Below are 22633 nucleotides of genomic sequence, written 5' to 3'. Positions count from 1 at the left end.
TTTCCCAATGTGTGGCCGCGGGTGGGGCATTGTAAGGTGACCGCCGCCTGATTAGACTGCGCCAATCCACAGGCCCTAGCCTTTTTAAGGACGTTTATGATCAAGAAATGCTTGTTCCCGGCAGCTGGCTACGGCACCCGCTTCCTGCCTGCTACCAAAGCCATGCCCAAGGAAATGCTGCCGGTGGTCAACAAGCCACTGATCCAGTATGGCGTCGAAGAAGCGTTGGATGCAGGGCTTAGCGAAATCTCCATCGTCACCGGCCGTGGCAAGCGCGCCCTGGAAGACCACTTCGACATCAGCTACGAGCTGGAAAACCAGATCAAGGGCACTGACAAGGAGAAGTACCTGGTAGGCATCCGTCGCCTGCTGAACGAGTGCTCGTTCTCCTACACCCGTCAGACCGAGATGAAAGGCCTGGGCCACGCCATCCTCACCGGCCGCCCGCTGATCGGTGACGAGCCGTTCGCCGTGGTACTGGCCGATGACCTGTGCGTGAACCCGGAAGGTGACGGCGTACTGACCCAGATGGTCAAGCTGTACAACCAGTTCCGCTGCTCGATCGTTGCCATCCAGGAAGTCGACCCGCAGGAAACCAACAAGTACGGTGTGATCGCCGGCGACATGATCCGTGACGATATCTTCCGCGTCACCAACATGGTCGAGAAGCCAAGCCCGGAGGACGCCCCGTCCAACCTGGCCATCATCGGCCGTTACATCCTGACCCCGGACATCTTCGACATCATTGCCAACACCGAACCTGGCAAGGGTGGCGAAATCCAGATCACTGACGCGCTGCTGCACCAGGCACGCAACGGTTGTGTAATCGCCTACAAGTTCAAGGGCCAGCGTTTCGACTGCGGCGGCGCCGAAGGCTACATCGACGCCACCAACTTCTGCTTCGAAAACTACTACAAAACCGGCAAGGCCTACTAAGCGTCAAGCCGCAAGCTGCAAGCTGCAAGCCGAGCTGCTTTTTCTTGCAGCTTGAGGCTTGAAGCTTGCAGCTTTTTTTTGGGGGGTAAACGTGGCTTACGATTTTGATCTGTTCGTGATTGGTGCGGGTTCGGGCGGGGTGCGTGCCGCGCGCTTTGCCGCAGGCTTCGGCGCCAAGGTGGCCGTGGCCGAGAGCCGCTACCTGGGCGGCACCTGCGTCAACGTAGGGTGTGTGCCCAAGAAGCTGCTGGTGTACGGCGCGCACGTGGCCGATGAGCTGGAACAGGCAGCCGGTTACGGCTGGTCGCTGGAAGAAGGGCACTTCGACTGGGGCACGCTGATTGCCAACAAGAACCGCGAAATCGAACGCCTCAACGGCATCTACCGCAACCTGCTGGTCAACAGCGGCGTTACCTTGCTGCAGGGCCATGCGCGCATCACCGGCGCCCATGAACTGGAAGTAGAGGGCCAGCGCTATACCGCCGAGCATATCCTCATCGCCACCGGTGGCTGGCCGCAAGTGCCGGATATACCTGGCAAGGACCTGGCGATCACCTCCAACGAAGCCTTCTACCTCAAAGACCTGCCCCGCCGCGTGCTGGTGGTGGGCGGTGGCTACATCGCCGTTGAGTTCGCCGGTATTTTCCAGGGCCTTGGCGCCGCTACCACGCTGCTGTATCGCGGTGACCTGTTCCTGCGTGGCTTCGATGGTTCGGTACGTACCCACCTCAAGGAAGAACTGGAAAAGCGCGGCCTGGACCTGCAGTTCAACGCCGACATACAGCGCATCGACAAACTTGAAGACGGCAGCCTGAAAGCCACGCTCAAGGATGGCCGCGAGCTGGTGGCCGACTGCGTGTTCTATGCCACCGGCCGGCGCCCCATGCTGGACAACCTGGGCCTGGAAAACACCGGCGTCGAGCTGGACGAGCGCGGCTATGTGCGCGTGGACGACCAGTACCAGACCACCGCACCGTCGATCCTGGCCATTGGTGATGTGATCGGGCGCGTACAGCTCACCCCTGTGGCCCTGGCCGAGGGCATGGCCGTGGCGCGGCGCCTGTTCAAACCCGAGCAGTACCGGCCGGTGGATTACCAGAACATCCCCACTGCGGTCTTCAGCCAGCCCCCGATCGGGACGGTCGGGTTGACCGAGGAGCAGGCGCTGGAAGCCGGGCACAAGGTCAACGTCTATGAAAGCCGCTTCCGCGCCATGAAGCTGACCCTCACAGATATTCAGGAAAAGACCCTGATGAAGCTGGTGGTGGACGCCCAGACCGACAAGGTGCTGGGTTGCCACATGGTAGGCCCGGACGCGGGCGAGATCATCCAGGGCCTGGGCGTGGCGTTGAAAGCCGGCGCCACCAAGCAGCAGTTCGACGAAACCATCGGCGTGCACCCAACCGCCGCCGAAGAGTTCGTCACCCTGCGCACCATCACCCGCTAACCAAACCCCCCACAAAACCCGTAGGCGCGAGCAAAGCTCGCGATTGGGGCCGCCCAGCGGCCCCCCCAAAACTTCACCAATCGATCTAACCCCACTCCCTTCATAGCCAAAACCAATCATCAACATCATGTTTGCCAATGAGCCTTTATCGGGACCAGCGGTTAGGATTCTCTCCGTCAACTGATTCCAACCCATGAAGGAGCTACTCATGCCTATCATCAACAGCCAGGTCAAACCGTTCAACGCTACTGCCTACCACAAGGGCGAATTCGTCCAGGTCAGCGAAGCCGACCTGAAAGGCAAGTGGTCCGTGGTGTTCTTCTACCCGGCCGACTTCACCTTCGTCTGCCCGACCGAACTGGGTGACCTTGCTGACAACTACGCCGAGTTCCAGAAGCTGGGCGTGGAGATCTACGGTGTGTCCACCGACACCCACTTCACCCACAAAGCCTGGCACGACACCTCGGACACCATCGGCAAGATCCAGTACCCGCTGATCGGTGACCCGACCCACGTCATCTCCCGCAACTTCGACGTGCTGATCGAAGAAGCCGGCCTGGCAGACCGCGGTACCTTCGTGATCAACCCAGAAGGCCAGATCAAGATCGTCGAACTGAACGACGGTGGTGTTGGCCGCGATGCCGCTGAGCTGCTGCGCAAGGTCAAGGCTGCACAATACGTAGCTGCCCACCCAGGCGAAGTGTGCCCAGCCAAGTGGAAAGAAGGCGAAGCCACCCTGGCACCGTCGCTGGACCTGGTCGGCAAGATCTAAGGCCATGTGGCAACCGCGGGCGGTGTGCAGCCGCCAGAGCTGAATGCAGCACCGCCCCGTCAAACGCCCGGGCGACCTCGCCTGGGCGTTTTTGTATCCGAGTTTTGTAAAAGGAATCGCCCGTATGTTGGACGCCACGCTTAACTCGCAACTGAAAACCTACCTGGAGCGGGTCACCCAGCCGATCGAGATTGTTGCCTCCCTCGACGACGGCGCGAAGTCCCGCGAATTGCATGACCTGCTGGTGGAAATCGCCAGCCTGTCCAACCTGATTACCTTGCGCGCAGACGGCGACGACGTGCGCCGGCCTTCGTTCTCGCTGAACCGCCCCAACGGTGAGATCAGCCTGCGCTTTGCCGGCATCCCCATGGGCCACGAATTCACCTCGCTGGTGCTGGCGTTGCTGCAAGTGGGTGGCCACCCGTCCAAGGCCAGTGCTGAGGTGATCGAACAGATCCAGGCGCTGGAAGGCGAGTTCACCTTCGAAACCTACTTCTCGCTGTCCTGCCAGAACTGCCCGGACGTGGTCCAGGCGCTGAACCTGATGGCCGTGCTCAACCCCAACGTGCGGCATGTGGCTATCGACGGCGCGCTGTTCCAGGCCGAAGTGGACGCACGCCAGATCATGGCGGTGCCCAGCGTTTACCTCAACGGTGAAGTGTTCGGCCAGGGCCGCATGGGCCTGGAGGAAATCCTCGGCAAGATCGACACCGGTGCAGGTGCACGCCAGGCCGAGAAGATCAACGCCAAGCAAGCGTTCGATGTACTGGTGGTGGGCGGTGGCCCGGCCGGCGCCTCGGCCGCTATCTACGCCGCACGCAAAGGTATCCGCACCGGTGTCGCTGCCGAGCGTTTCGGGGGCCAGGTGCTCGACACCCTGGCGATCGAAAACTTCGTTTCGGTGCAGGAAACCGAAGGCCCGAAACTGGCCACTGCGCTGGAAGAGCACGTCAAGCAGTACGACGTCGACATCATGAACCTGCAACGGGGCGAAGCGCTGATCCCCGCTACCGACGGCGGCCTGCACGAAGTTCGGCTGGCAGGGGGGGCATCGCTGAAGGCCAAGACCGTGATCCTGGCCACCGGTGCCCGCTGGCGCGAAATGAACGTGCCGGGCGAGCAGCAATACCGCGCCCGTGGCGTGGCCTACTGCCCGCATTGCGATGGCCCGCTGTTCAAGGGCAAGCGGGTGGCGGTGATTGGCGGCGGCAACTCGGGGGTGGAGGCGGCCATCGACCTGGCCGGTATCGTGGCCCAGGTAACGCTGATCGAATTCGACAGCCAACTGCGTGCCGATGCCGTGCTGCAGCGCAAACTGCACAGCCTGCCCAACGTGAAGGTGATCACCAGCGCGCTGACCACCGAGGTGCTGGGCGATGGTGAGAAGGTGACCGGCCTGCGTTACAAGGACCGCGTCACCGATGCGCAGCACGAACTGGCACTGGAAGGCATCTTCGTGCAGATCGGCCTGCTGCCCAACACCGACTGGCTCAAGGGTACCGTCGAGCTGTCGCCCCGCGGCGAGATCATCGTCGATGCCAAAGGGCAGACCAGCATCCCTGGCGTGTTTGCCGCCGGTGACGTGACCACCGTGCCGTACAAGCAGATCGTGATCGCCGTGGGCGAGGGCGCCAAGGCTTCACTGGCTGCCTTTGACCACCTGATCCGCACCTCCGCGCCGGCTTGACCCAGGCCCGCCCCCGTAAGCGGGGGCGGGTTTGCCGGTTTGGGGCCCTAAAGCCTGAGGGTGTCTATGCTTAGCTGCAAACACCCTCAGGACACCGCACCATGACCCTGATCAGCCGCGAACCCTGGTGGCTCGTGCCGCCCAAGCCCGGGCAGCAAGAGCAGGACCTGCACTGGGGCTACCTGGAAATCTACGCCGACGGCCGCACTGTGTTCGTCGACCAGCGCCCCAGTGATCGCGAACTGGCCGAGCGCAAAAGCTGCCGTAACTTCCCCGAACCTGAACAGTGAGTGGCCTAGCTTTCCAGCTCGGCCAGCCGTGCCTCCAGTGCTGCAATGCGCGCTTCCAGGGCTTCGATTCGCTCCTCCGAGGCACTGGCGCTGCTGCTGCGCGTGCCGCCTTCCTGCTGTCGTGCTGCCAGAATTGCATCGGTTTCTGCCGGGTCACCCAGCGCATGGGTGTAGCGGTCCTCACGTTGGCCGGCCTGACGCGGCAGGTGCAGGGCCAGGCCACGGGACACCAGGCGCTCGAGCTGGTGCTGCACCTGTTCGGTGTCGTCGAATTCATGCAGGCGGTTGCTGCGGCTCAGCAGTTCGCTCAGGGTTTGCGGCCCACGCAGGAACATCAGGCCCAACAGCACCCGTTGCGCCGGCACCAGCTCCAGCGCCTTGTCTACCCGCTGCTCCCAACGGTCCGCACGGCTGCCCATCTGCAGGCGCGCCATGTCCTGCCCCTCCAGGCTGCGCAGGGCCTGGCCGACCTGGCCCTGGGTCAGGTTCATCACCGGTTCACGGCTGGTCTTCTGGTTGCAGGCCAGCAGCAGCGCGTTGAGCGTGAGCGGGTAGCTTTCCGGGCTGGTGGCCTGTTTTTCGATCAGCGCGCCCAGCACCCGGATCTCGATGCTGTTGAAGCGGCCTTCGCCTGCGCTTTCGTGGTCGGACATGGCCCTGCCTCATCTGTAGGAAAAGGCCACTAGCGTAGGTAAAGCACGCATGGGCCGCAAGGCGGCCCGGTGTTTCAGGCGCTGCGCCGTGCTTCGCCCTGGCACGCGGCGGCGGTGAACAGCACGTCGGTGGAGGAGTTGAGCGCGGTTTCGGCCGAATCCTGCAGTACGCCGATGATGAAGCCAACGGCCACCACCTGCATGGCGATTTCGCTGGGGATGCCGAACAGGCTACAGGCCAGCGGGATCAGCAGCAGCGAGCCACCGGCCACGCCTGAAGCGCCACAGGCGCAGATGGCGGCCACCACGCTCAGCAGTATGGCGGTGGGCACGTCCAGGGCGATGCCCAGCGTATGCACGGCCGCCAGCGTGAGTACGGTGATGGTGATCGCGGCGCCGGCCATGTTGATCGTCGCCCCCAGCGGGATGGAAACCGAGTAAGTGTCTTCATGCAGGCCCAGCCGCTCGGCCAAGGCCAGGTTGACCGGGATGTTGGCTGCCGAACTGCGGGTGAAGAACGCCGTGATACCGCTTTCACGCAGGCACAGCAGGGTGAGCGGGTACGGGTTGCTGCGGGTTTTCCAGAACACGATCAGCGGGTTCATCACCAGGGCCACAAACAGCATGCAGCCGATCAGCACGGCCAGCAGGTGCAGGTAACCGAGCAGGGCGTCGAGGCCCGACTGGGCCAGGGTGGAAGTGACCAGCCCGAAAATGCCCAGTGGCGCGAAGCGGATGACCATGCGCACGATCAAGGTAACGCCGTTGGACAGGTCATCCACCACGGTGCGGGTGGTGTCGCTGGCATGGCGCAAGGCAATGCCCAGGCCGATGGCCCAGGTAAGCACGCCGATGAAGTTGGCGTTCACCAAGGCACTGACGGGGTTGTCGACGGCACTGAGCAGCAGGTTTTGCAGCACCTCGGTGATGCCGCCGGGGGCGCTCAGCGTGGCCTCGCTGGTGTTCAGCACCAGATGCGACGGGAACACCATGCTGGCCAGCACGGCCACCACGGCTGCGCCGAAGGTACTGAGCAAGTACAGCCACAAAATCGGGCGAATATGGGTTTGCTGGCCGTGCCGGTGGTTGGCGATAGATGCCATCACCAGCACGAACACCAGCACCGGCGCCACCGCCTTGAGCGCGGTGACGAACACCTTGCCCAGAAATGCCAGGTCGCGCGCGACGTTGGGCGCCAGCAGGGCCAGCGCGATGCCGGCCAGCAGGCCGATGACGATCTGCGTCACCAGGCTGGTGCGGTTGATAAGGCGAACAAACGGCGTCATGTGCAGCAAGGTCCTGATACGTCAAAAGGGCGGGACTGTACCACACCCGCCCACGGGCAGCGCCGTCCTGGCTACCAGTTGAACAGTTCCCGCCGCGCCCCTTCGGTAATCGCCACGATGCCCGGGTGCTTGACCTTGCGCTCCACTGAAATGGCGTAGAAGGATTCGTTCACCGCCTCGGTCTGGCCGATCAGTTGCACGCCGTATTGGCGGCACACCTCGTCGGTGATCACACTGGGTGCTACGAAGATACCGCTGCCCGATTGGCCAAACGCCTGCATCAAGGCGCTATCGTCGAACTCGCCGACGATGCGCGGCTGGATTTGCTGTTCGCCCAACCAGCGCAGCAGGCGGCTGCGCACCACGGTTTCCTGCCCAGGTATCAGCAGCGGCGCATCCTGCAGGCAGGCAGGGAAGGGGCCGGCATGCCGCTGGGCCAGCGCCGGCGTGGCGAAGAAGCTCAGGCCGCATTCGCCCAGCTTCTGGCTATAGCCTTTGATGTCCAGGTGGTTGGGCATGGGGCTGTCGCTGATGACCAGATCCAGGCGCTGGATAGCCAGGTCCGCCAGCAGCCGTTCCAGTTTGTCTTCACGGCAGTTGATGCGCAGCACGCCGTCCAGCTCCATGGTCGGTGCCAGCAGGCGGTAGACAATGGGCTTGGGCACCACGTCGGCCACACCTACCCGGAACAGAATCTGCTCCTGCGGCCCTGCGCGCAGCATCGCTTCCAGCTCGCTGCCCAGCTGGAACATCTGCTCTGCGTAGGCCAGGGCCTGGCGCCCGGTTTCGGTCAGCTCCAACTGCCGGCCCACGCGCTGAAACAACTCCAGGCCGTAAGCCTGCTCGAACAGGCTGATCTGGCCGCTGATGGTTTGCGGGGTGAGGTTCAACTGCTCGCTGGCGCGCACGATGCTGCCGGTTTTGGCAACCACCCAAAAATAGTGCAGCTGGCGATAGTTGAGCATCAGTAACATCCCGATTCGTTAAAACCGAAGTATACCCTGCAAAAATACGAATTTTACTGATGTATTGGCTTGTCTAGAATTCCGAGCTATCAGGCGCCCTGTGCGCCATGGCGGTTATACACACGCGAGGCCCCTATGCTTTATCTGAAATCCATCGGTACACCGCTGGTCATGGCACTGGCCCTGCTGAGCCTGGCCGGTTGCGACCAGGCAGAAAAGTCCGCTCAGCAGATGCTGGACCAAGCTGCCCAATCGGCCAAGCAGGCCATCGAAGACACCAACCAGGCCGCACAGCAGGCGCTGAGCGAGGCACTGGGCATCGAAGGCCGCAAGCCCGAGGCCCCGGAGCCAAAATCCGAAACCCAGGACATTTGACCCCTAACCCCGCAGCAGGATGTGAACAATGGAATATTTGCTGGAACTTGCCGCTAGCCCCACAGCCTGGGTGGCTCTCGCCACGCTGGTGGCCATGGAAGTGGTACTGGGTATCGACAACCTGATCTTCATCTCCATCCTTACCAACAAGCTGCCCGTGGCCTACCGCTCCAAGGCGCGGCGCATTGGTATCAGCATGGCGCTGATAATGCGCCTGGCGCTGCTCAGCACCGTCGCCTGGATCGTGCAACTCACTGACCCGGTGTTCGAGGTGTTCGGCAACGCGTTCTCGTGGAAGGACGTGATTCTGATTGCCGGTGGCCTGTTCCTGCTGTGGAAAGCCACCCGGGAGATTCACGAAAACGTCGACCCGCGTGGTGCCAAGCAGGAATCCAAGGTGGGTTCAACGGTGACCCTGGGCTTTGCGGCGGCGATCTTCCAGATCCTGCTGCTGGACATCGTGTTCTCGGTCGACAGCATCATCACTGCGGTGGGCATGACCGAACACCTGCCAATCATGATCATTGCCGTGATCACTGCCGTGATCGTGATGATGGTGGCGGCCGACCCGCTGGCCAACTTCATCAATGACAACCCCACGGTGGTGATGCTGGCCCTGGGCTTCCTGATCATGATCGGCATGACGCTGATCGCCGAAGGTTTTGGCGCCCATGTGCCGAAGGGCTATGTATATGCCGCCATGGCGTTCTCGACGGTGATCGAGATGCTGAACATTTTCGCAAGGCGGGCGCGGATGAAACGCGAAGCTTCCGAAGGCTAACCTGCGCAGGCTGGGCGCCCCAAACGCCGGTGTTCCGGCGCTTGGGGCCTTGGTGTTAACCAGTCAGTGAACGCCGGCAGGGCGCCGGGCGGGTACTACAGGCCGGGGCTTGGCGGCGGCCTTGGGTTGCACGTGAGGGTGGGCGTGGCGACGGGCGATGCGCAGTACACCCCACAGCATGGCAGCTGCCACGCTCAGCCACATGCACACCAACATGATGATTGCCAGGGTCATGCTCATATCTGTGCCTCCATCTCTACGGCGAGCGCTTTGAACGCCAGCGTTTGCCTTCCAGACACTTGTTTAGTCTAGCCCGGCCTGTGTGACGTTCCATCGAATAACGCCCGATGGCTGCGTGAGATTATTTTCATGTGCCTGTCGGGCTGTACCGCCGCCGCTGTCCGACCTATGATCGCCAGCAGAGCCGGGCGCTGTCTGCCCGACGTTGGTACAAGCGAGTGTCCATGCCGCACCTTTCTTCCAAGCCGCTCATTGCCGCTTCACGCGGGCTGTTGTTGGCCTGCATGGTGGCCGCCACCCTGGCAGGCTGTGCCAGCGCCCCCTCTGAAAGCCTCAAGGCCCTGCCGCAGCGTGTGGAAATCAGCAGCGTGCCGTTCTACCGGGGTAACGCCAACCACAGCGGGGCAATGGCCCTGGCCGCCATGCTGTCGCAACAGGGTGCCCCGATCACCCCGGGGCTGCTGGATGCGCCGCTCAACCTGCCCGAGGGCGCCGACGCGCTGGGCACGGGCATACCGCGTGTGGCGCGGGATTACGGCATGGTGGTCTACCCCTTGGACAAACGGCTGGATGCCCTGCTGGCCCAGGTGGCCGCGGGCTACCCGGTGCTGGTGCGTTACCAGGACGGTTCGGCGTGGTGGAGCGAGCCGCGCTACGCAGTGCTGATCGGCTACGACCGCTACAAGCAGCGGGTGCTGCTGCGCTCAGGCATGCAGCGGCGCCAGCTGATGGCGTTCGATGACTTTGCCACGGCGTGGGCAAAGGAAGGGAGCTGGGCCCTGCTGGTGCAGCCGCCCAGGCAGCTGCCTGCGCAGGTAGACCGCCAGCGCTGGTTGCAGGCAGCGGATGAGCTGGCCAAAGCAGGCCAGGAACTGGCGGCCAGGCAGGCCGTGGATACCTTGAAGTAGGTTGCGCTTGAGGGTCGAAGGGCTGCCAGGCAGCCCTTGAACGCAAAAGGCCGTTAGAAGCCCAGGCGGTCGCGCAGGCTGTAGTACCAGGCGCCCATGGCGCTGAACGGCACTCGCAGCAGCTGGCCACCCGGGAACGGGTAGTGCGGCAGGCCGGCGAAGGCGTCAAAACGCTCAGCCTGGCCGCGCATGGCCTCGGCCAGCACCTTGCCTGCCAGGTGCGTGTAGGTCACGCCGTGGCCCGAGCAACCTTGCGAATAGTAGATGTTGTCGCCGATGCGGCCGACCTGTGGCAAGCGCGACAGGGTCAGCAGGAAGTTGCCGGTCCAGGCGTAGTCGATTTTCACGTTCTTCAGTTGCGGGAACGCCTTGAGCATTTTCGGGCGAATGATCGCTTCGATGTTGGCCGGGTCACGGGCACCGTACACCACGCCGCCGCCGAAAATCAGGCGCTTGTCGCCGGTGAGGCGGTAGTAGTCCAGCAGGTAGTTGCAGTCTTCGACGCAGTAATCCTGCGGCAACAACGTGCGTGCCAGCTCGTCGCCCAGGGGCTCGGTGGTGATCACCTGGGTGCCGCAGGGCATGGACTTGCTGGCCAGCTCCGGCACCAGGTTGCCCAGGTAGGCATTGCCGGCCACGATGATGAACTTGGCGCGCACCTTGCCCTGAGGCGTGTGCACCACCGGGTTGGCTCCGCGCTCGATGCGCACGGCCGGAGTTTGCTCGTAGATCACCCCGCCCAGGGACTCAACGGCTGCCGCTTCGCCCAACGCCAGGTTCAGCGGGTGAATGTGGCCGCCGCTCATGTCCAGCATGCCGCCTACATAATTGTCACAGGCAACCACTTCGCGAATGCGCTTCTGGTCCATCAGTTCCAGTTGGGTGTGGCCGTAGCGTTCCCACAGGCGCTTTTGCGATTCCAGGTGGCCCATCTGCTTGCTGGTGAGGGCCGCGAAGACGCCGCCGTCCTTCAGGTCGCACTGGATGTTGTACTTGGCCACGCGCTCGCGGATGATGCGGCCGCCCTCAAAGGCCATCTGGCCCAGCAGCTGGGCTTCGCGGGCGCCCACGGTGCGTTCGATGACGTCGATGTCGCGGCTGTAGCTGTTGACGATCTGGCCGCCGTTGCGGCCCGATGCGCCGAAGCCCACCTTGGCGGCTTCGACGATGCTCACCTTGAAGCCGTTTTCCAGCAGGAACAGGGCGCTGGACAGTCCGGTGTAGCCGGCACCGATGATGCATACATCGGTTTCCACCTCACCCTGCAGCGCCGGACGTGGCGGCACCGGGTTGGCCGAGGCGGCGTAGTAGGACTGGGGGTAGGGGGTGTTAGCCATGCTGCGAAACCTCGTGTTTTATATTTTTAACGAATGTACCGATGCTATCAATAATAATAAACACCCGCTAGTCATCCGTTGAAAATCCCAAGCCCCTGGGATTACCCGTCATAGGGAATAAAGGGTTTGCAATTCAGTAGGTTAGCGCGAAAAAAAGTGTTGACAGGGGTTTTGGAATGCGTAGAATGCGCACCACACGACAGGCACATAGCTCAGTTGGTTAGAGCACCACCTTGACATGGTGGGGGTCGTTGGTTCGAGTCCAATTGTGCCTACCAAATCGAAGAAGGGGTGATCCGAAAGGGTCATCCCTTTTTTCATGGCCGGCACCGGGCCAGCGGCAGGGCGGCGTTGTGCACGCCAAAGGTTTTGATTTTTCTGCAAAAAAAGCTTTACAGCAGTGCCGTGCATCACTAAGATGCGCACCACACGACAGGCACATAGCTCAGTTGGTTAGAGCACCACCTTGACATGGTGGGGGTCGTTGGTTCGAGTCCAATTGTGCCTACCAAATCCGGAAAGGGCGATCAGCAATGATCGCCCTTTTTGCATGTGCGCCTGACGCAGCGTGTAACGTTTGGTCGCGCTTCGGCCCCGTGCCGGGCATGGTAGACTCCGCCCCTTCGAATCTGGAGGTATACGCGTGCGCAAACTGGCTGTGGTAATGGCGGTGCTCGCCCTGGCGGGCTGTGACAACGAGGTCGAGGGCGTGCACAAGCAGGTGGCAGAACACCTGCAAAACCCCAAAACGGCCAAGTTCGGCAACGTGCGCATCGACACCCAGGGCACTATCTGCGGCCAGGTGCGCGGTAAGGACGATGCCGGGCAATACCAGGCCTACCGCAGCTATGTGGCCATCAAGCGTGACGGGCAGTACGACATCATCGTCGATGATACCGGCAGCAACCTGCGCATTCGCGAACTGTGTGGCGGTGCCGACCTGCAGCGCCGCGCCGAGGCGCTGGCCGACCAGCCTGCCCCCGAGGGGTGGGATGTAGAGGTGATTCAGGGGGCTAACATGGGTGCGCTCAGCGACATGACTGCCCGCCTGATCGAGAAGGGCATCCCGTCATCCGTGGAGTACCGCAACGGTAAGCCTGTGGTGCTGATGGGGCCGTTCCCCAGCCGTGAAGAAGCTCAGGCCCGGCGCGATGAGGTCATGGCCAAGCTGGGTACCGACTCCATCGTCATCCAGCACGGCGCCGCCCGTTAAGGGCAGCGCCAGCCACTATCGGCTGGCGCTGTACGGCCCTTCGGTGCAGGCCTTCAGGTCAACCGCCCCGACAAAGTCATTGCCCCGCCCCATCAGGCACGCTACCCGCTGGTTGCGCTGGTATTCCCAGGGTTGCGGCGGGTAGGTCTTGTTCCACGCCTCGAACAGCTGCCTGTCCTGCCGCGACAGGCGCAGGTTGTACTGCTTGCTCATGTAGAAGTAGGTGCGCGCGATCATGCCGCGGATCGACGGCCGTGGCATGACCTTTTTCGCCTTGAAGTCCACCTGGGTCAGGCACCGGCCATACTGCCCGCTTTGCTCGGGCAGCCAGCCGAAGCTGAAGTTGCTGCGGTCGCCGTTCACCTCGCCAATGCTGGGCACCAGGTTGTGCAGGTCGGCTTCAGCCCGCTTGTAGGCGTCGTCATGCTGCGAGCAGGCCTTGCGCCCACCCGTTTGCCAGCACTGGCGCTGATGGCCGATCTGCCACGCCGGCACAATGTGTTCCCATTCAATACGTGATGCGCGCTGGGCATTTTTGCGCGGGGTGTAGCCGCACGAGGCCATGTTTATCTGGTTGCCTTTGTACTTGCACCCGCAGTAGAACTCGGTGGACTGCGGGGCGTACAGCGTCCATGCCACTTTCTTGGCTTCCTGGAAGGTGCGTGGCGCGTCCGCTTGAGCCAGCGGCGCGAGGGCTGCCAGGCAGGTGGCAGCGATAAGCAAGGCTCTCATGCGCGGTCAGTCTTCTTTGGGGACGGTCCAGAAAATCTGCACGCCGCCATCGTCACGGTGGGCGAGGGTGACGTTGTCGTTCTCGGCAATTTCTGCCAGCAAGGTGTCCCAGTCCTCCGGGGTTTCCTGGTCCAGCCGAAAGATCAACGCGGCCCGGCTGCGTTGAGCCAGGGGGTTGTTGATGATCTTCTGGATACGCATACCCAATTGTTGGTAGCTGGTCGGGGTGGCAGAGGCGGTGCTGGACACAGGCATTTCCTTGTTTTGCTGTATGCACATACAGTATTTGAGTGTAAGGAATTTCGCAACACCTTGAAGGGCGAGTTCCACACGCCGCGGCCACAGTGTTCGCGCTTGCTGCCAGGGTCTGCTGTAATGGCGGCACTCTCTGGAAATGACTCATGTATCGAATGGTTCTACGTTTCAAATCGCCCACACGCCTGGCACTGGTCTTGGTCGGTGGCTTCGGCACCTGTGCCGAAGCGCTGGCCGACGCGCCCGGCGCCATCGTCATCGACCCCATGGTGGTGACCGGCGCCTACACGCCCACCAGCACGTTCGACCTGCCGTTTTCCGTCGACACGGTGGACCTGTCCAACGGCACGGATGGCCAGTTGGGTGTGAACCTGTCAGAAGTGCTGACCAAGGTGCCAGGGCTGGTGGTGCAGAACCGCCAGAACTACGCCCAGGACTTGCAGGTATCCTCCCGTGGTTATGGCGCCCGTTCCGCGTTCGGGGTAAGGGGCATCAAGCTGCTGAGCGATGGCATCCCCGCCAGCACGCCGGACGGCCAGGGCCAGGCGGCCACGCTGAACCTGGACGTGGCCGACCGCATCGAAGTGCTGCGCGGCCCGGCGGCCACCCTGTACGGCAGCAATGCCGGTGGCGTGATCCAGATGTTCAGCCGGGATGGTCAGGGGCCAGCCCGTGTGGGGGCGCAGACGACGGTTGGCAGCGATGGGTTCAGCAAGCATCACCTGTCTGCTGAAGGCGGCAACGCTACCGGTGGCTTTGTGCTGGATGCCTCGCGCATGGACACCGATGGCTACCGCGACCACAGTGCTGCGCGCCGTGACCAGACCTTTGCCAAGGTGCACGTCAAGCCGGACGAAGATTCACGCCTGGCCTTCATCTACAGCAGCCTGGAGCAGAACAACACCCAGGACCCGCTGGGCCAGGTGTGGTCGGCCTACAAACATGACCCCCGTTCCACGGCAGCGGCGGCCGAGACCTACAACACCCGCAAAAGCATCGACCACCAGCAACTGGGCATGAACTACGAGCGCTACTTCGGTGAGGCCACCCTGCAATTCAACCTGTATGCCGGCCGGCGCAGCGTGGTGCAGTACCTGTCCATCCCAAGGCAGGTGGCGTCCAACAGCCAGCGCGGTGGCGGGGTGGTGGACTTCGACCGCGAGTTCCACGGTGGCACCTTGCGCTGGGTACAGCCGGTGGCAAGCGTGCCGGGTAATTTCACCTTCACCGTAGGCGCCGACTACGACCAGAGCACCGACGACCGCCGTGGCTTCCAGAACTTCCGTGGCAGCCAGCTGGGCGTCAAAGGCGAATTGCGCCGCGACGAAAAGGACACGGCAACCAGCCTGGACCCCTATGCCCAGGCGCACTGGGAAATCGGCAACTGGACCAGCGAGCTGGGCGTGCGCTACAGCACCATGAAGATGCAGGTGGACGACCACTACCTGGCCAACGGCGATGCCAGCGGCAGCAAGCGCTACCAGAAAGCCAACCCGTCGTTGTCGGTAATGTACGCCTTCACGCCCGACCTGCGCGGCTACGTGAGTGTCGGCAAGGGCTTCGAAACCCCCACCCAGGCAGAGATGGCCTACGCGCCAGGCACCCAGGAACGCTTCAACTTCGGCCTGAGCCCGGCTACCAGCACCCAGTACGAAGTAGGCGCCAAGTACCGCATGGGCGAGCGCACCCGGCTGAATGTGGCGGCGTACGAGATCCACACCGACGATGAAATCATCGTCGCCGAAGCCACCGACGGCCGTACCAGCTATCGCAACGCCGGCCGTACCCTGCGCCGTGGCATCGAAGCCAGCCTGCACAGCGACCTGAGTGACCACTGGCAGACCACCTGGGTGTACACCCGCACCGACGCCCGGTACGCCGATGATTTCAGCCAGGGCGGCAAGGTGATCGACAGCGGCAACCGCCTGCCGGGCGTGCCCCGGGACAACCTGTATGCCGAACTGGTGTGGAAGCCCGCACAGTGGGTGAGCATGGGCGTTGAAGGCCAGTACCGTAGCCAGGTGTACGTGGAGGACAGCAATAACGCCAAGGCGGCCCCCGCCTATGCGGTGTTCAACTGGCGCACCCGCTTCGAGCAGCACACAGGGCCCTGGACATTCCACCAACTGGTGCGTCTGGACAACCTGTTCGACCGCCAGTACGTGGGCTCGGTGATCGTGGGCGACAGCAACAGCCGCTACTACGAAGCCGCGCCCGGGCGCGCGTGGTATGCCGGCGCCGGGCTGGAGTATCAGTTCAGGTAGCGAGTGGCCTCAGAACGGCACGGCAACCGTCAGCTGGCTGTACATGTTGGTGCCGTTGCCCCCGACCTGGTTGCCACCATTGCTTTCATCCTTGCGCGGCTGGTACAGGCCCACCAGCGGGCTGATGATCAGGTGCTGGTTCACGGCCCATTCCACGTACAGGTCCAGCTCACGTGCGTCGAGGTTCAGGCGGTTGCGCGTGCTGACAGTGTTGAAGTCGAAGTACAGCGCACCGACCGTGACGTTTTCCAGCGGGGTGGCCTTCAGCCCCACGTGGTGAATGCCGGTGTTGCTGTTGAACGGCCCGGCGTAGTTGGCTGCAACCTCACCCTGGAACCAGGTGCCGTAACCGCTCGACAGGCCGCTGAACAGCGAGTCCCAGCCTGCCGAATAGCGTGTGTAGCGGTAGGTGAGCTGCGGCGCCCAGGGCACGTCGGCAAAGGTGTAGGCGGCCTGCAGGTACCAGGCTTTTTCCGGGCCGTGGTCTTTGTCCTGCCAGGCGTACTCGAAGCCGAAGCTGGCGTTTTCGATGCCGGCGCTGCCTTCGCCGCGCAGGCTGTAGACGTTCATGCCTTCGCGGGCTTTTAGGAACTCGCTGGCCCACTGGTCGGCCACATCGATGCCGTGAATCCAGGTGAGCCCCACGGTGCCCAGTTCGTTGGTGTAGTCCAGGGTGCCGGCGCCCAGTTCGGTTTCGGCCTGGGCACGGTTATCGGACTTCAGCCATACCACGCTGCCATGCAGGCCGTCCTTGCCGCCCAGGCGCAGCACGGCGGTGCGGTCAAAGGCGTGGCGTGCGGCCAGGTAAAAGGCGCCGCCACGGTTCAGGGCGCCATCGGCTGGGCCCTTGCCCAGGTTGGGGCCGTCGTCGTTGATCAGAAAACCGCTGCCCAGGCGCACCACCTGGCGGCCGGCGGAAACGTCCACGCCGTCCTTGCCCAGCACCGGGAACAGGTCGCCGGAGCGCCAGCCCAGGTAGGCTTCTTCGGTTTTGGTGGTGCGTTCGGTGCCGACGGTGTTGCCGGCGGCATCGCCGTCGCCCCAGGTGCCCGAGCTCACCCAGTTCAGCGCGCCGTACAAAGTGCCATTGCCTGCCAGGCCCTGGTCGCCGCTGACGCCGTACTTGATGAAACCTTCGCGCCAGGTAGAGCCGCCGGTGGTGCCGTCATAGTTCTTGCGGCTGTTGAACATGCCCCACACGGCCAGCATGTCGGCGTTGAGGTGGGTGTCGTCATCGGCGTACAGCTCGTAGGCGGGTGCCGCCTGGCTGGCCAGCAAGCCTGCCAGGGCCAGGCTGCACAGCGATTGCGGTTTGACCATTTGCACATCCCTCTTTTGTTTTTGGCTGCCTGTACGGCGCGCTTGTTATACGGGAACCGCCCGCATCTGGCGAGCGGCCATCGCAGTTGGCAGCGATGGCTTATTAGGGCGTGTTTGGGGGAGGGGTGTCTTGTGTGAGGCTGCCAGGGTGTTTGTATACGCTGGCCATTGGCGGGGAAGTTGGGGCCGCCTTGCGGCCCCCGGGCCTTAGTACTCCCAGAAGATGCGCTGCAATTCCTTGCTGTCCTGGGTCTTGGTCATGGCCACCATCGCCAGAATGCGCGCCTTCTGCGGGTTCAGGTCATGCGCCACCACCCAGTCGTTCTTGTCATCCGGCTGCTCGGCATTGCGCAGCACGAAACCACCCTGGTTGACGTGGGACGAACGAATGATCTGCACGCCGTTCTTGCGCAGCTCCTGCAGCGCCGGCACCACCCGCGACGACACCGAACCGTTGCCGGTGCCTGCATGGATCAGCGCCTTGGCACCGTTTTGCGCCAGCGCCTTGTACGCCGTGTCGGTCACGTTGCCGTAGCCATAGGCGATGTCCACCTGGGGCAGGCTGCTGATCTGCTTGATGTCGAACTCCGAATCCAGCGTGTGGCGCTTGGCCGGCAGGCGGAACCAGTAGGACTTGCCTTCCACCACCATGCCCATCGGGCCCCAGGCGCTCTTGAAGGCTTCGGTCTTGATGTTCACTGCCTTGCTCACGTCACGGCCCGACTGGATCTCGTCGTTCAGGGTAACCAGTACGCCCTTGCCGCGGGACTGCTTGTCACTGGCCACGGCCACGGCGTTGTACAGGTTGAGCATGCCGTCAGCCGACATGGCGGTACCGGGACGCATTGAGCCCACCACCACGATGGGTTTGTCGGTTTTTTCCACCAGGTTCAGGAAGTAGGCGGTTTCTTCCAGGGTGTCGGTGCCGTGGGTGATGACGATGCCATCCACGTCCTTGCTGTCGGCCAGTTCAGCCACGCGCTTGCCCAGTTTCAGCAGGTCTTCGTTGGAAATGCTTTCCGAGGCAATCTGCATCACCTGTTCGCCGCGCACGTTGGCGACATCAGCCAGTTCCGGTACGCCGGCGATCAACTTGTCGATGCCCAGCTTGGCGGCTTGGTAGGTGGCGCTGTTGGCAGCGCTGGCGCCGGCCCCGGCAATGGTGCCGCCGGTGGCGAGGATGACCACGTTGGCCAGTTTCTGTTGGGTTTCGGCTTCCTTGGCCGAAGCGGTGGCGGGCAGGATCAGCAGCAGGGCGAGTGCGCTGGGGGCGAAGGTTTTCAATGCGGCATTCATCGTTCTTGTTCTCTCTTCCTATTGAGATGGTCGTTATGAGTCGCGCAGAGCTTCAGGCATGTTTCGTACCAGCCGCGTCTGCGCTGCGTGCGCAGGGCCTGCCCGGGTCGCGATTGGCGCGCTGTGCGCGTAATCCCACCCCGTTGCCAACCCTGTGATGTACGAGTATTCCATTCGCAATCCCGAACACGCGTAGGAAAAGGTGTTCGGCTTTTCGGAAAAAGTCTGGATAATCTGCTATGCAGGGTTACCACCAAACGCAATTGACAAAACCAAGTCTTGTTCTCATAGTTAGCCAACGCAAACGTTTGCTTTCCGATAAAAAACACAAGATTCGGAGTCATCGTCCATGAAACTGCCATTCCCCGGCCGCTTGCTGGCCATTGCCGCTGTAACCTCCCTGTCCATGGCCCTGCCGTTGTCTGCCGCCCACGCAGAAGACAAGCCCAAGGTCGCCCTGGTGATGAAGTCCCTGGCCAACGAGTTCTTCCGCACCATGGAAGACGGCGCCAAGGACTACCAGAAAGCCCACGCTGGCGAATTCGACCTGGTTGCCAACGGCATCAAGAACGAAACCGACACCGGCGAACAGATCCGCATCGTTGAACAAATGGTCAACGCCGGCGCCAAGGCACTGGTAATTGCCCCTGCCGATTCCAAGGCACTGGTGTCGGCGGTGAAAAAAGCCATGGACCAGGGCGTGGTGGTGATCAACATCGACAACCGCCTGGACCCTGAGCTGCTCAAGAGCAAAGGCATCAGCGTGCCCTTTGTGGGCCCCGACAACCGCAAGGGCGCCCGCATGGTGGGTGACTACCTGGCCAAACAGCTCAAGGCCGGCGACCAGGTGGGCATCATCGAAGGCGTGTCTACCACCACCAACGCCCAGCAGCGCACGGCCGGCTTCAAGGATGCGATGGACGCTGCACAGATGAAGATCGTGTCGGTGCAAAGCGGCAACTGGGAAATCGACAAGGGCAATGCGGTCGCGGCCTCCATGCTCAACGAATACCCCGACCTGAAAGCTTTGCTGGCCGGCAACGACAGCATGGCCCTGGGCGCCGTGTCTGCCGTGCGCGCTGCCGGCAAGGCAGGCCAAGTGAAAGTGGTGGGCTATGACAACATCAACGCCATCAAGCCCATGATCGCCGATGGCCGCGTACTGGCCACCCTGGACCAGGCGGCCAGCCAGCAGGCGGTGTTCGGTATTCAGGCGGCGCTGAAAATGGTCAAGGGCGATAAGCCCGATGTGGATGCCGACAACGTCATCCAGACCCCGGTCGAACTGATCACCAAACAGCCCTGATGCTGCCAGGAGAGACGGCCATGTCTGCATCGGCCCAACACGTGGTGCTGGCCGCCAGCGGCCTTGGCAAAACCTACGCCCAGCCGGTGCTGGGCGAGGTCAGCCTGACCCTGCGCGCCGGCGAGGTGCTGGCCCTGACGGGTGAGAACGGCGCCGGCAAAAGCACCTTGTCCAAGCTCATCAGTGGCCTGGAAACCCCCACCACCGGGCACATGCAGTACCGTGGCCAGCCCTATGCGCCGGCCAGCCGCAGCGACGCCGAGCGCCTGGGCGTGCGCATGGTGATGCAGGAGCTGAACCTGCTGCCCACCCTGACCGTGGCCGAAAACCTGTTTCTGGACAACCTGCCCAGCCGCTTTGGCTGGGTCAACCACAAACGCCTGCGCCAACTGGCCAGCGCCGCCATGGCCCAGGTGGGCCTGGATGCCATCGACCCGGATACGCCGGTTGGCGAGTTGGGCATTGGCCACCAGCAGATGGTCGAGATCGCCCGTAACCTGATCGGCGACTGCCACGTGCTGATTCTGGACGAGCCCACCGCCATGCTCACGGCGCGCGAGGTGGAGCTGCTGTTCACCCAGATCGAACGCCTGCGCCAGCGTGGCGTGGCCATCGTCTACATCTCCCACCGGCTTGAAGAGCTGCAACAGGTCGCCCAGCGCATCGTGGTACTGCGCGACGGCAAGCTGGTGTGCGATGAGCCCATTCAGCGCTACACCAGCGACCAGTTGGTCAACCTGATGGTGGGGCGTGAGCTGGGCGAGCACATCGACCTGGGCCAGCGGCAGCTGGGGGCGCCGCTGCTGCAGGTGAACAACCTGAGCCGTGGCGACAAGGTGCGCGATGTGTCGTTCGAGGTGCGGGCAGGGGAGATATTTGGCATTTCCGGCCTGATCGGTGCCGGGCGTACCGAACTGCTGCGCCTGATCTACGGCGCAGACGCGGCCGACAGTGGCAGTGTTGCCCTGGGCCAGCCGCCGCAGCGGGTGAGCATCGACTCGCCCAAGGCTGCGGTCAAGGCCGGCATCGCCTTGATCACCGAAGACCGCAAGGGCGAGGGCCTGCTGCTGACCCAGTCGATCAGCGCGAACATTGCCCTGGGCAACCTGGGCGCGGTTTCCACCGCCGGCGTGCTGAACGCCGATGCGGAGCGGGCCTTGGCCGAGCGGCAGATCCAGGCCATGCGCATTCGCAGTGCCGGCCCGCATCAGGTGGTGGGCGAGTTGTCGGGGGGCAACCAGCAGAAGGTGGTGATAGGCCGCTGGCTGGAGCGCGACTGCCAAGTGCTGCTGTTCGACGAGCCCACCCGCGGCATCGATGTGGGGGCCAAGTTCGACATCTATGGCCTGCTGGCAGCGCTGGCCCGCCAGGGCAAGGCGCTGGTGGTGGTGTCCAGCGACCTGCGCGAGCTGATGCTGATTTGTGACCGCATCGCCGTGTTGTCGGCCGGGCGCCTCATAGACACCTTCCAGCGCGAGCACTGGAGCCAGGACCAACTGCTGGCCGCGGCCTTTGCCGGTTATCAGAAACGTGACGCAATGCTGCACAACGCAGCTCCCAGGATGGATGCATGAAAACCACCCCGCTCGACAACCAAGGCGCTGCCCCGGCGCGCCGCAGCGGTACTTATCTGGGCCTGGGTACCTACCTGGGCCTCGCCGGCGCCTTGCTGGCGATGATCGTGCTGTTCTCGTTCCTGAGCAGCCATTTCTGGTCGTATAACACCTTCAGCACCCTGGCCAACCAGATCCCCGACCTGATGGTGCTGGCGGTGGGCATGACCTTCGTGCTGATCATCGGCGGTATCGACCTGTCGGTGGGCTCGGTGCTGGCCCTGGCGGCGTCCACGGTCAGCGTGGCCATTCTGGGGTGGGGCTGGGGCATGGTGCCCGCCGCGCTGCTGGGCATGGCGGTGGCTGCCCTGGCCGGCAGCGTGACCGGTGCCGTGACTGTGGCCTGGCGCATTCCCTCGTTCATCGTATCGCTGGGCGTGCTGGAGATGGCCCGTGGGCTGGCCTATCAGCTCACCGATTCGCGCACCGCGTACATCGGCGATACCTATGCCTGGTTTTCCAACCCTGTGGCCTTTGGCATCTCGCCTTCCTTCATCATCGCCTTGCTGGTGATCGTGCTGGCTCAACTGATACTGACCCGTACGGTGTTCGGCCGCTACCTGATCGGCATCGGCACCAACGAAGAAGCCGTGCGCCTGGCCGGTATCGACCCGCGCCCGTATAAAGTGCTGGTGTTCGCCCTGATGGGCCTGCTGGCCGGCCTGGCGGCGCTGTTCCAGGTGTCGCGCCTGGAGGCGGCCGACCCCAACGCTGGCTCCGGCCTGGAGCTGCAGGTGATCGCCGCCGTGGTGATCGGCGGCACCAGCCTGATGGGCGGGCGCGGCTCGGTCATCAGTACGTTCTTCGGGGTGCTGATCATTTCGGTGCTGGCCGCAGGCCTGGCACAAATTGGCGCCAGCGAGCCGACCAAACGCATCATCACCGGGGCGGTCATCGTCATCGCCGTGGTGCTCGACACTTACCGCAGCCGGCGTGCAGCCCGGCGGACCTGACAAC

The 22633-nt window shown here is 63.1% G+C and carries 22 protein-coding genes and 2 tRNA genes; 15 read left to right on the top strand and 9 right to left on the bottom strand.

Going from position 1 to position 22633, the window contains the following annotated elements; translation table 11 throughout:
• Positions 1-96 precede the first annotated feature (96 nt).
• The 5 genes from galU to PPA02S_RS13185 all read left to right on the top strand — a co-directional run bounded on the left by galU (position 97) and on the right by PPA02S_RS13185 (position 5132).
• Complete coding sequence (galU, locus tag PPA02S_RS13205; protein WP_028633388.1) at positions 97-936, top strand: UTP--glucose-1-phosphate uridylyltransferase GalU; 840 nt, start codon at positions 97-99, stop codon at positions 934-936.
• Positions 937-1027: 91 nt separating this feature from the next.
• Positions 1028-2383, top strand: coding sequence for a glutathione-disulfide reductase (gorA, locus tag PPA02S_RS13200; RefSeq protein WP_028633387.1), 1356 nt, complete (start codon positions 1028-1030; stop codon positions 2381-2383).
• Between the two features lie 208 nt (positions 2384-2591).
• Positions 2592-3155: an alkyl hydroperoxide reductase subunit C gene (gene ahpC / locus PPA02S_RS13195; RefSeq protein WP_004375926.1), complete on the top strand. Its 564-nt coding sequence runs from the start codon at positions 2592-2594 to the stop codon at positions 3153-3155.
• Between the two features lie 124 nt (positions 3156-3279).
• Positions 3280-4842 carry an alkyl hydroperoxide reductase subunit F gene (gene ahpF, locus PPA02S_RS13190; RefSeq protein WP_028633386.1) on the top strand — a complete coding sequence of 521 codons (1563 nt, stop codon included), beginning with the start codon at positions 3280-3282 and terminating at the stop codon, positions 4840-4842.
• A 101-nt stretch (positions 4843-4943) separates the two neighbouring features.
• Positions 4944-5132: a hypothetical protein gene (locus PPA02S_RS13185; RefSeq protein ID WP_028633385.1), complete on the top strand. Its 189-nt coding sequence runs from the start codon at positions 4944-4946 to the stop codon at positions 5130-5132.
• A 5-nt stretch (positions 5133-5137) separates the two neighbouring features.
• Here the strand turns inward: PPA02S_RS13185 and PPA02S_RS13180 are convergent, their stop codons facing one another.
• The 3 genes from PPA02S_RS13180 to nhaR all read right to left on the bottom strand — a co-directional run bounded on the left by PPA02S_RS13180 (position 5138) and on the right by nhaR (position 8036).
• Positions 5138-5785: a YceH family protein gene (locus PPA02S_RS13180; protein WP_028633384.1), complete on the bottom strand. Its 648-nt coding sequence runs from the start codon at positions 5783-5785 to the stop codon at positions 5138-5140.
• 74 nt (positions 5786-5859) lie between these two features.
• A complete protein-coding gene (sstT, locus tag PPA02S_RS13175; RefSeq protein ID WP_028633383.1) occupies positions 5860-7071 on the bottom strand; it encodes a serine/threonine transporter SstT in 1212 nt (403 codons plus the stop codon).
• 71 nt (positions 7072-7142) lie between these two features.
• Entirely contained in the window at positions 7143-8036 is an 894-nt protein-coding gene (gene nhaR, locus PPA02S_RS13170) for a transcriptional activator NhaR (RefSeq protein WP_028633382.1), read from the bottom strand.
• Between the two features lie 135 nt (positions 8037-8171).
• Between nhaR and PPA02S_RS13165 the strand changes: the two genes are divergently transcribed.
• Both PPA02S_RS13165 and PPA02S_RS13160 read left to right on the top strand, forming a co-directional pair.
• Positions 8172-8411 (top strand): hypothetical protein, encoded by a 240-nt coding sequence (locus PPA02S_RS13165; protein WP_028633381.1) that lies wholly within the window; start codon positions 8172-8174, stop codon positions 8409-8411.
• A gap of 28 nt (positions 8412-8439) precedes the next feature.
• On the top strand, positions 8440-9192 hold the full coding sequence (locus PPA02S_RS13160) for a TerC family protein (protein WP_028633380.1): 753 nt from the start codon (positions 8440-8442) through the stop codon (positions 9190-9192).
• A gap of 63 nt (positions 9193-9255) precedes the next feature.
• On the opposite strand, the gene PPA02S_RS23195 is transcribed toward PPA02S_RS13160, so the two are convergent.
• Positions 9256-9432 (bottom strand): hypothetical protein, encoded by a 177-nt coding sequence (locus PPA02S_RS23195; protein ID WP_169338812.1) that lies wholly within the window; start codon positions 9430-9432, stop codon positions 9256-9258.
• Between the two features lie 224 nt (positions 9433-9656).
• Here PPA02S_RS23195 and PPA02S_RS13155 point away from each other — a divergent pair, with 224 nt between their 5' ends.
• On the top strand, positions 9657-10340 hold the full coding sequence (locus PPA02S_RS13155) for a peptidase C39 family protein (protein WP_042141750.1): 684 nt from the start codon (positions 9657-9659) through the stop codon (positions 10338-10340).
• Between the two features lie 53 nt (positions 10341-10393).
• On the opposite strand, the gene PPA02S_RS13150 is transcribed toward PPA02S_RS13155, so the two are convergent.
• Complete coding sequence (locus tag PPA02S_RS13150) at positions 10394-11677, bottom strand: NAD(P)/FAD-dependent oxidoreductase (protein ID WP_028633378.1); 1284 nt, start codon at positions 11675-11677, stop codon at positions 10394-10396.
• A gap of 201 nt (positions 11678-11878) precedes the next feature.
• On the opposite strand from PPA02S_RS13150, the gene PPA02S_RS13145 reads away from it, so the two are divergent.
• The 3 genes from PPA02S_RS13145 to PPA02S_RS13135 all read left to right on the top strand — a co-directional run bounded on the left by PPA02S_RS13145 (position 11879) and on the right by PPA02S_RS13135 (position 12890).
• Positions 11879-11955 (top strand) — tRNA-Val (locus tag PPA02S_RS13145).
• 156 nt (positions 11956-12111) lie between these two features.
• Positions 12112-12188 (top strand) — tRNA-Val (locus PPA02S_RS13140).
• Between the two features lie 132 nt (positions 12189-12320).
• Positions 12321-12890, top strand: a complete 570-nt coding sequence (locus tag PPA02S_RS13135) for an SPOR domain-containing protein (protein ID WP_028633377.1) — start codon at positions 12321-12323, stop codon at positions 12888-12890.
• 15 nt (positions 12891-12905) lie between these two features.
• Here the strand turns inward: PPA02S_RS13135 and PPA02S_RS13130 are convergent, their stop codons facing one another.
• Positions 12906-13622 carry an endonuclease gene (locus tag PPA02S_RS13130; RefSeq protein ID WP_042141747.1) on the bottom strand — a complete coding sequence of 239 codons (717 nt, stop codon included), beginning with the start codon at positions 13620-13622 and terminating at the stop codon, positions 12906-12908.
• Between the two features lie 6 nt (positions 13623-13628).
• The gene (locus PPA02S_RS13125; protein WP_028633375.1) at positions 13629-13871 is read right to left on the bottom strand and encodes a DUF1654 domain-containing protein; all 243 of its coding nucleotides are present in this window, start codon (positions 13869-13871) and stop codon (positions 13629-13631) included.
• Between the two features lie 161 nt (positions 13872-14032).
• On the opposite strand from PPA02S_RS13125, the gene PPA02S_RS13120 reads away from it, so the two are divergent.
• Positions 14033-16141 carry a TonB-dependent receptor family protein gene (locus tag PPA02S_RS13120; protein WP_028633374.1) on the top strand — a complete coding sequence of 703 codons (2109 nt, stop codon included), beginning with the start codon at positions 14033-14035 and terminating at the stop codon, positions 16139-16141.
• Between the two features lie 9 nt (positions 16142-16150).
• Here PPA02S_RS13120 and PPA02S_RS13115 read toward each other — a convergent pair whose 3' ends face one another.
• Positions 16151-17461: an alginate export family protein gene (locus PPA02S_RS13115; RefSeq protein WP_028633373.1), complete on the bottom strand. Its 1311-nt coding sequence runs from the start codon at positions 17459-17461 to the stop codon at positions 16151-16153.
• A 207-nt stretch (positions 17462-17668) separates the two neighbouring features.
• On the bottom strand, positions 17669-18757 hold the full coding sequence (locus PPA02S_RS13110) for an asparaginase (protein WP_028633372.1): 1089 nt from the start codon (positions 18755-18757) through the stop codon (positions 17669-17671).
• 349 nt (positions 18758-19106) lie between these two features.
• Here PPA02S_RS13110 and PPA02S_RS13105 point away from each other — a divergent pair, with 349 nt between their 5' ends.
• Genes PPA02S_RS13105 through PPA02S_RS13095 form a run of 3 tightly spaced genes read left to right on the top strand, consistent with a single transcriptional unit; the run spans position 19107 to position 22629 of the window.
• Complete coding sequence (locus PPA02S_RS13105) at positions 19107-20063, top strand: sugar ABC transporter substrate-binding protein (RefSeq protein ID WP_028633371.1); 957 nt, start codon at positions 19107-19109, stop codon at positions 20061-20063.
• 20 nt (positions 20064-20083) lie between these two features.
• A complete protein-coding gene (locus PPA02S_RS13100; RefSeq protein ID WP_028633370.1) occupies positions 20084-21637 on the top strand; it encodes a sugar ABC transporter ATP-binding protein in 1554 nt (517 codons plus the stop codon).
• Positions 21634-22629: an ABC transporter permease gene (locus PPA02S_RS13095; RefSeq protein WP_028633369.1), complete on the top strand. Its 996-nt coding sequence runs from the start codon at positions 21634-21636 to the stop codon at positions 22627-22629. The genes PPA02S_RS13100 and PPA02S_RS13095 overlap by 4 nt, the downstream gene beginning before the upstream one ends.
• Positions 22630-22633 lie beyond the last annotated feature (4 nt).

Origin of the sequence: Pseudomonas parafulva NBRC 16636 = DSM 17004, from assembly GCF_000730645.1 — a bacterium.
Classification (GTDB): Bacteria; Pseudomonadota; Gammaproteobacteria; order Pseudomonadales; family Pseudomonadaceae; genus Aquipseudomonas; species Aquipseudomonas parafulva.
The sequence above is the reverse complement of the archived record's forward strand: the minus strand, read 5'-3'. Positions and strand labels throughout refer to the sequence as shown.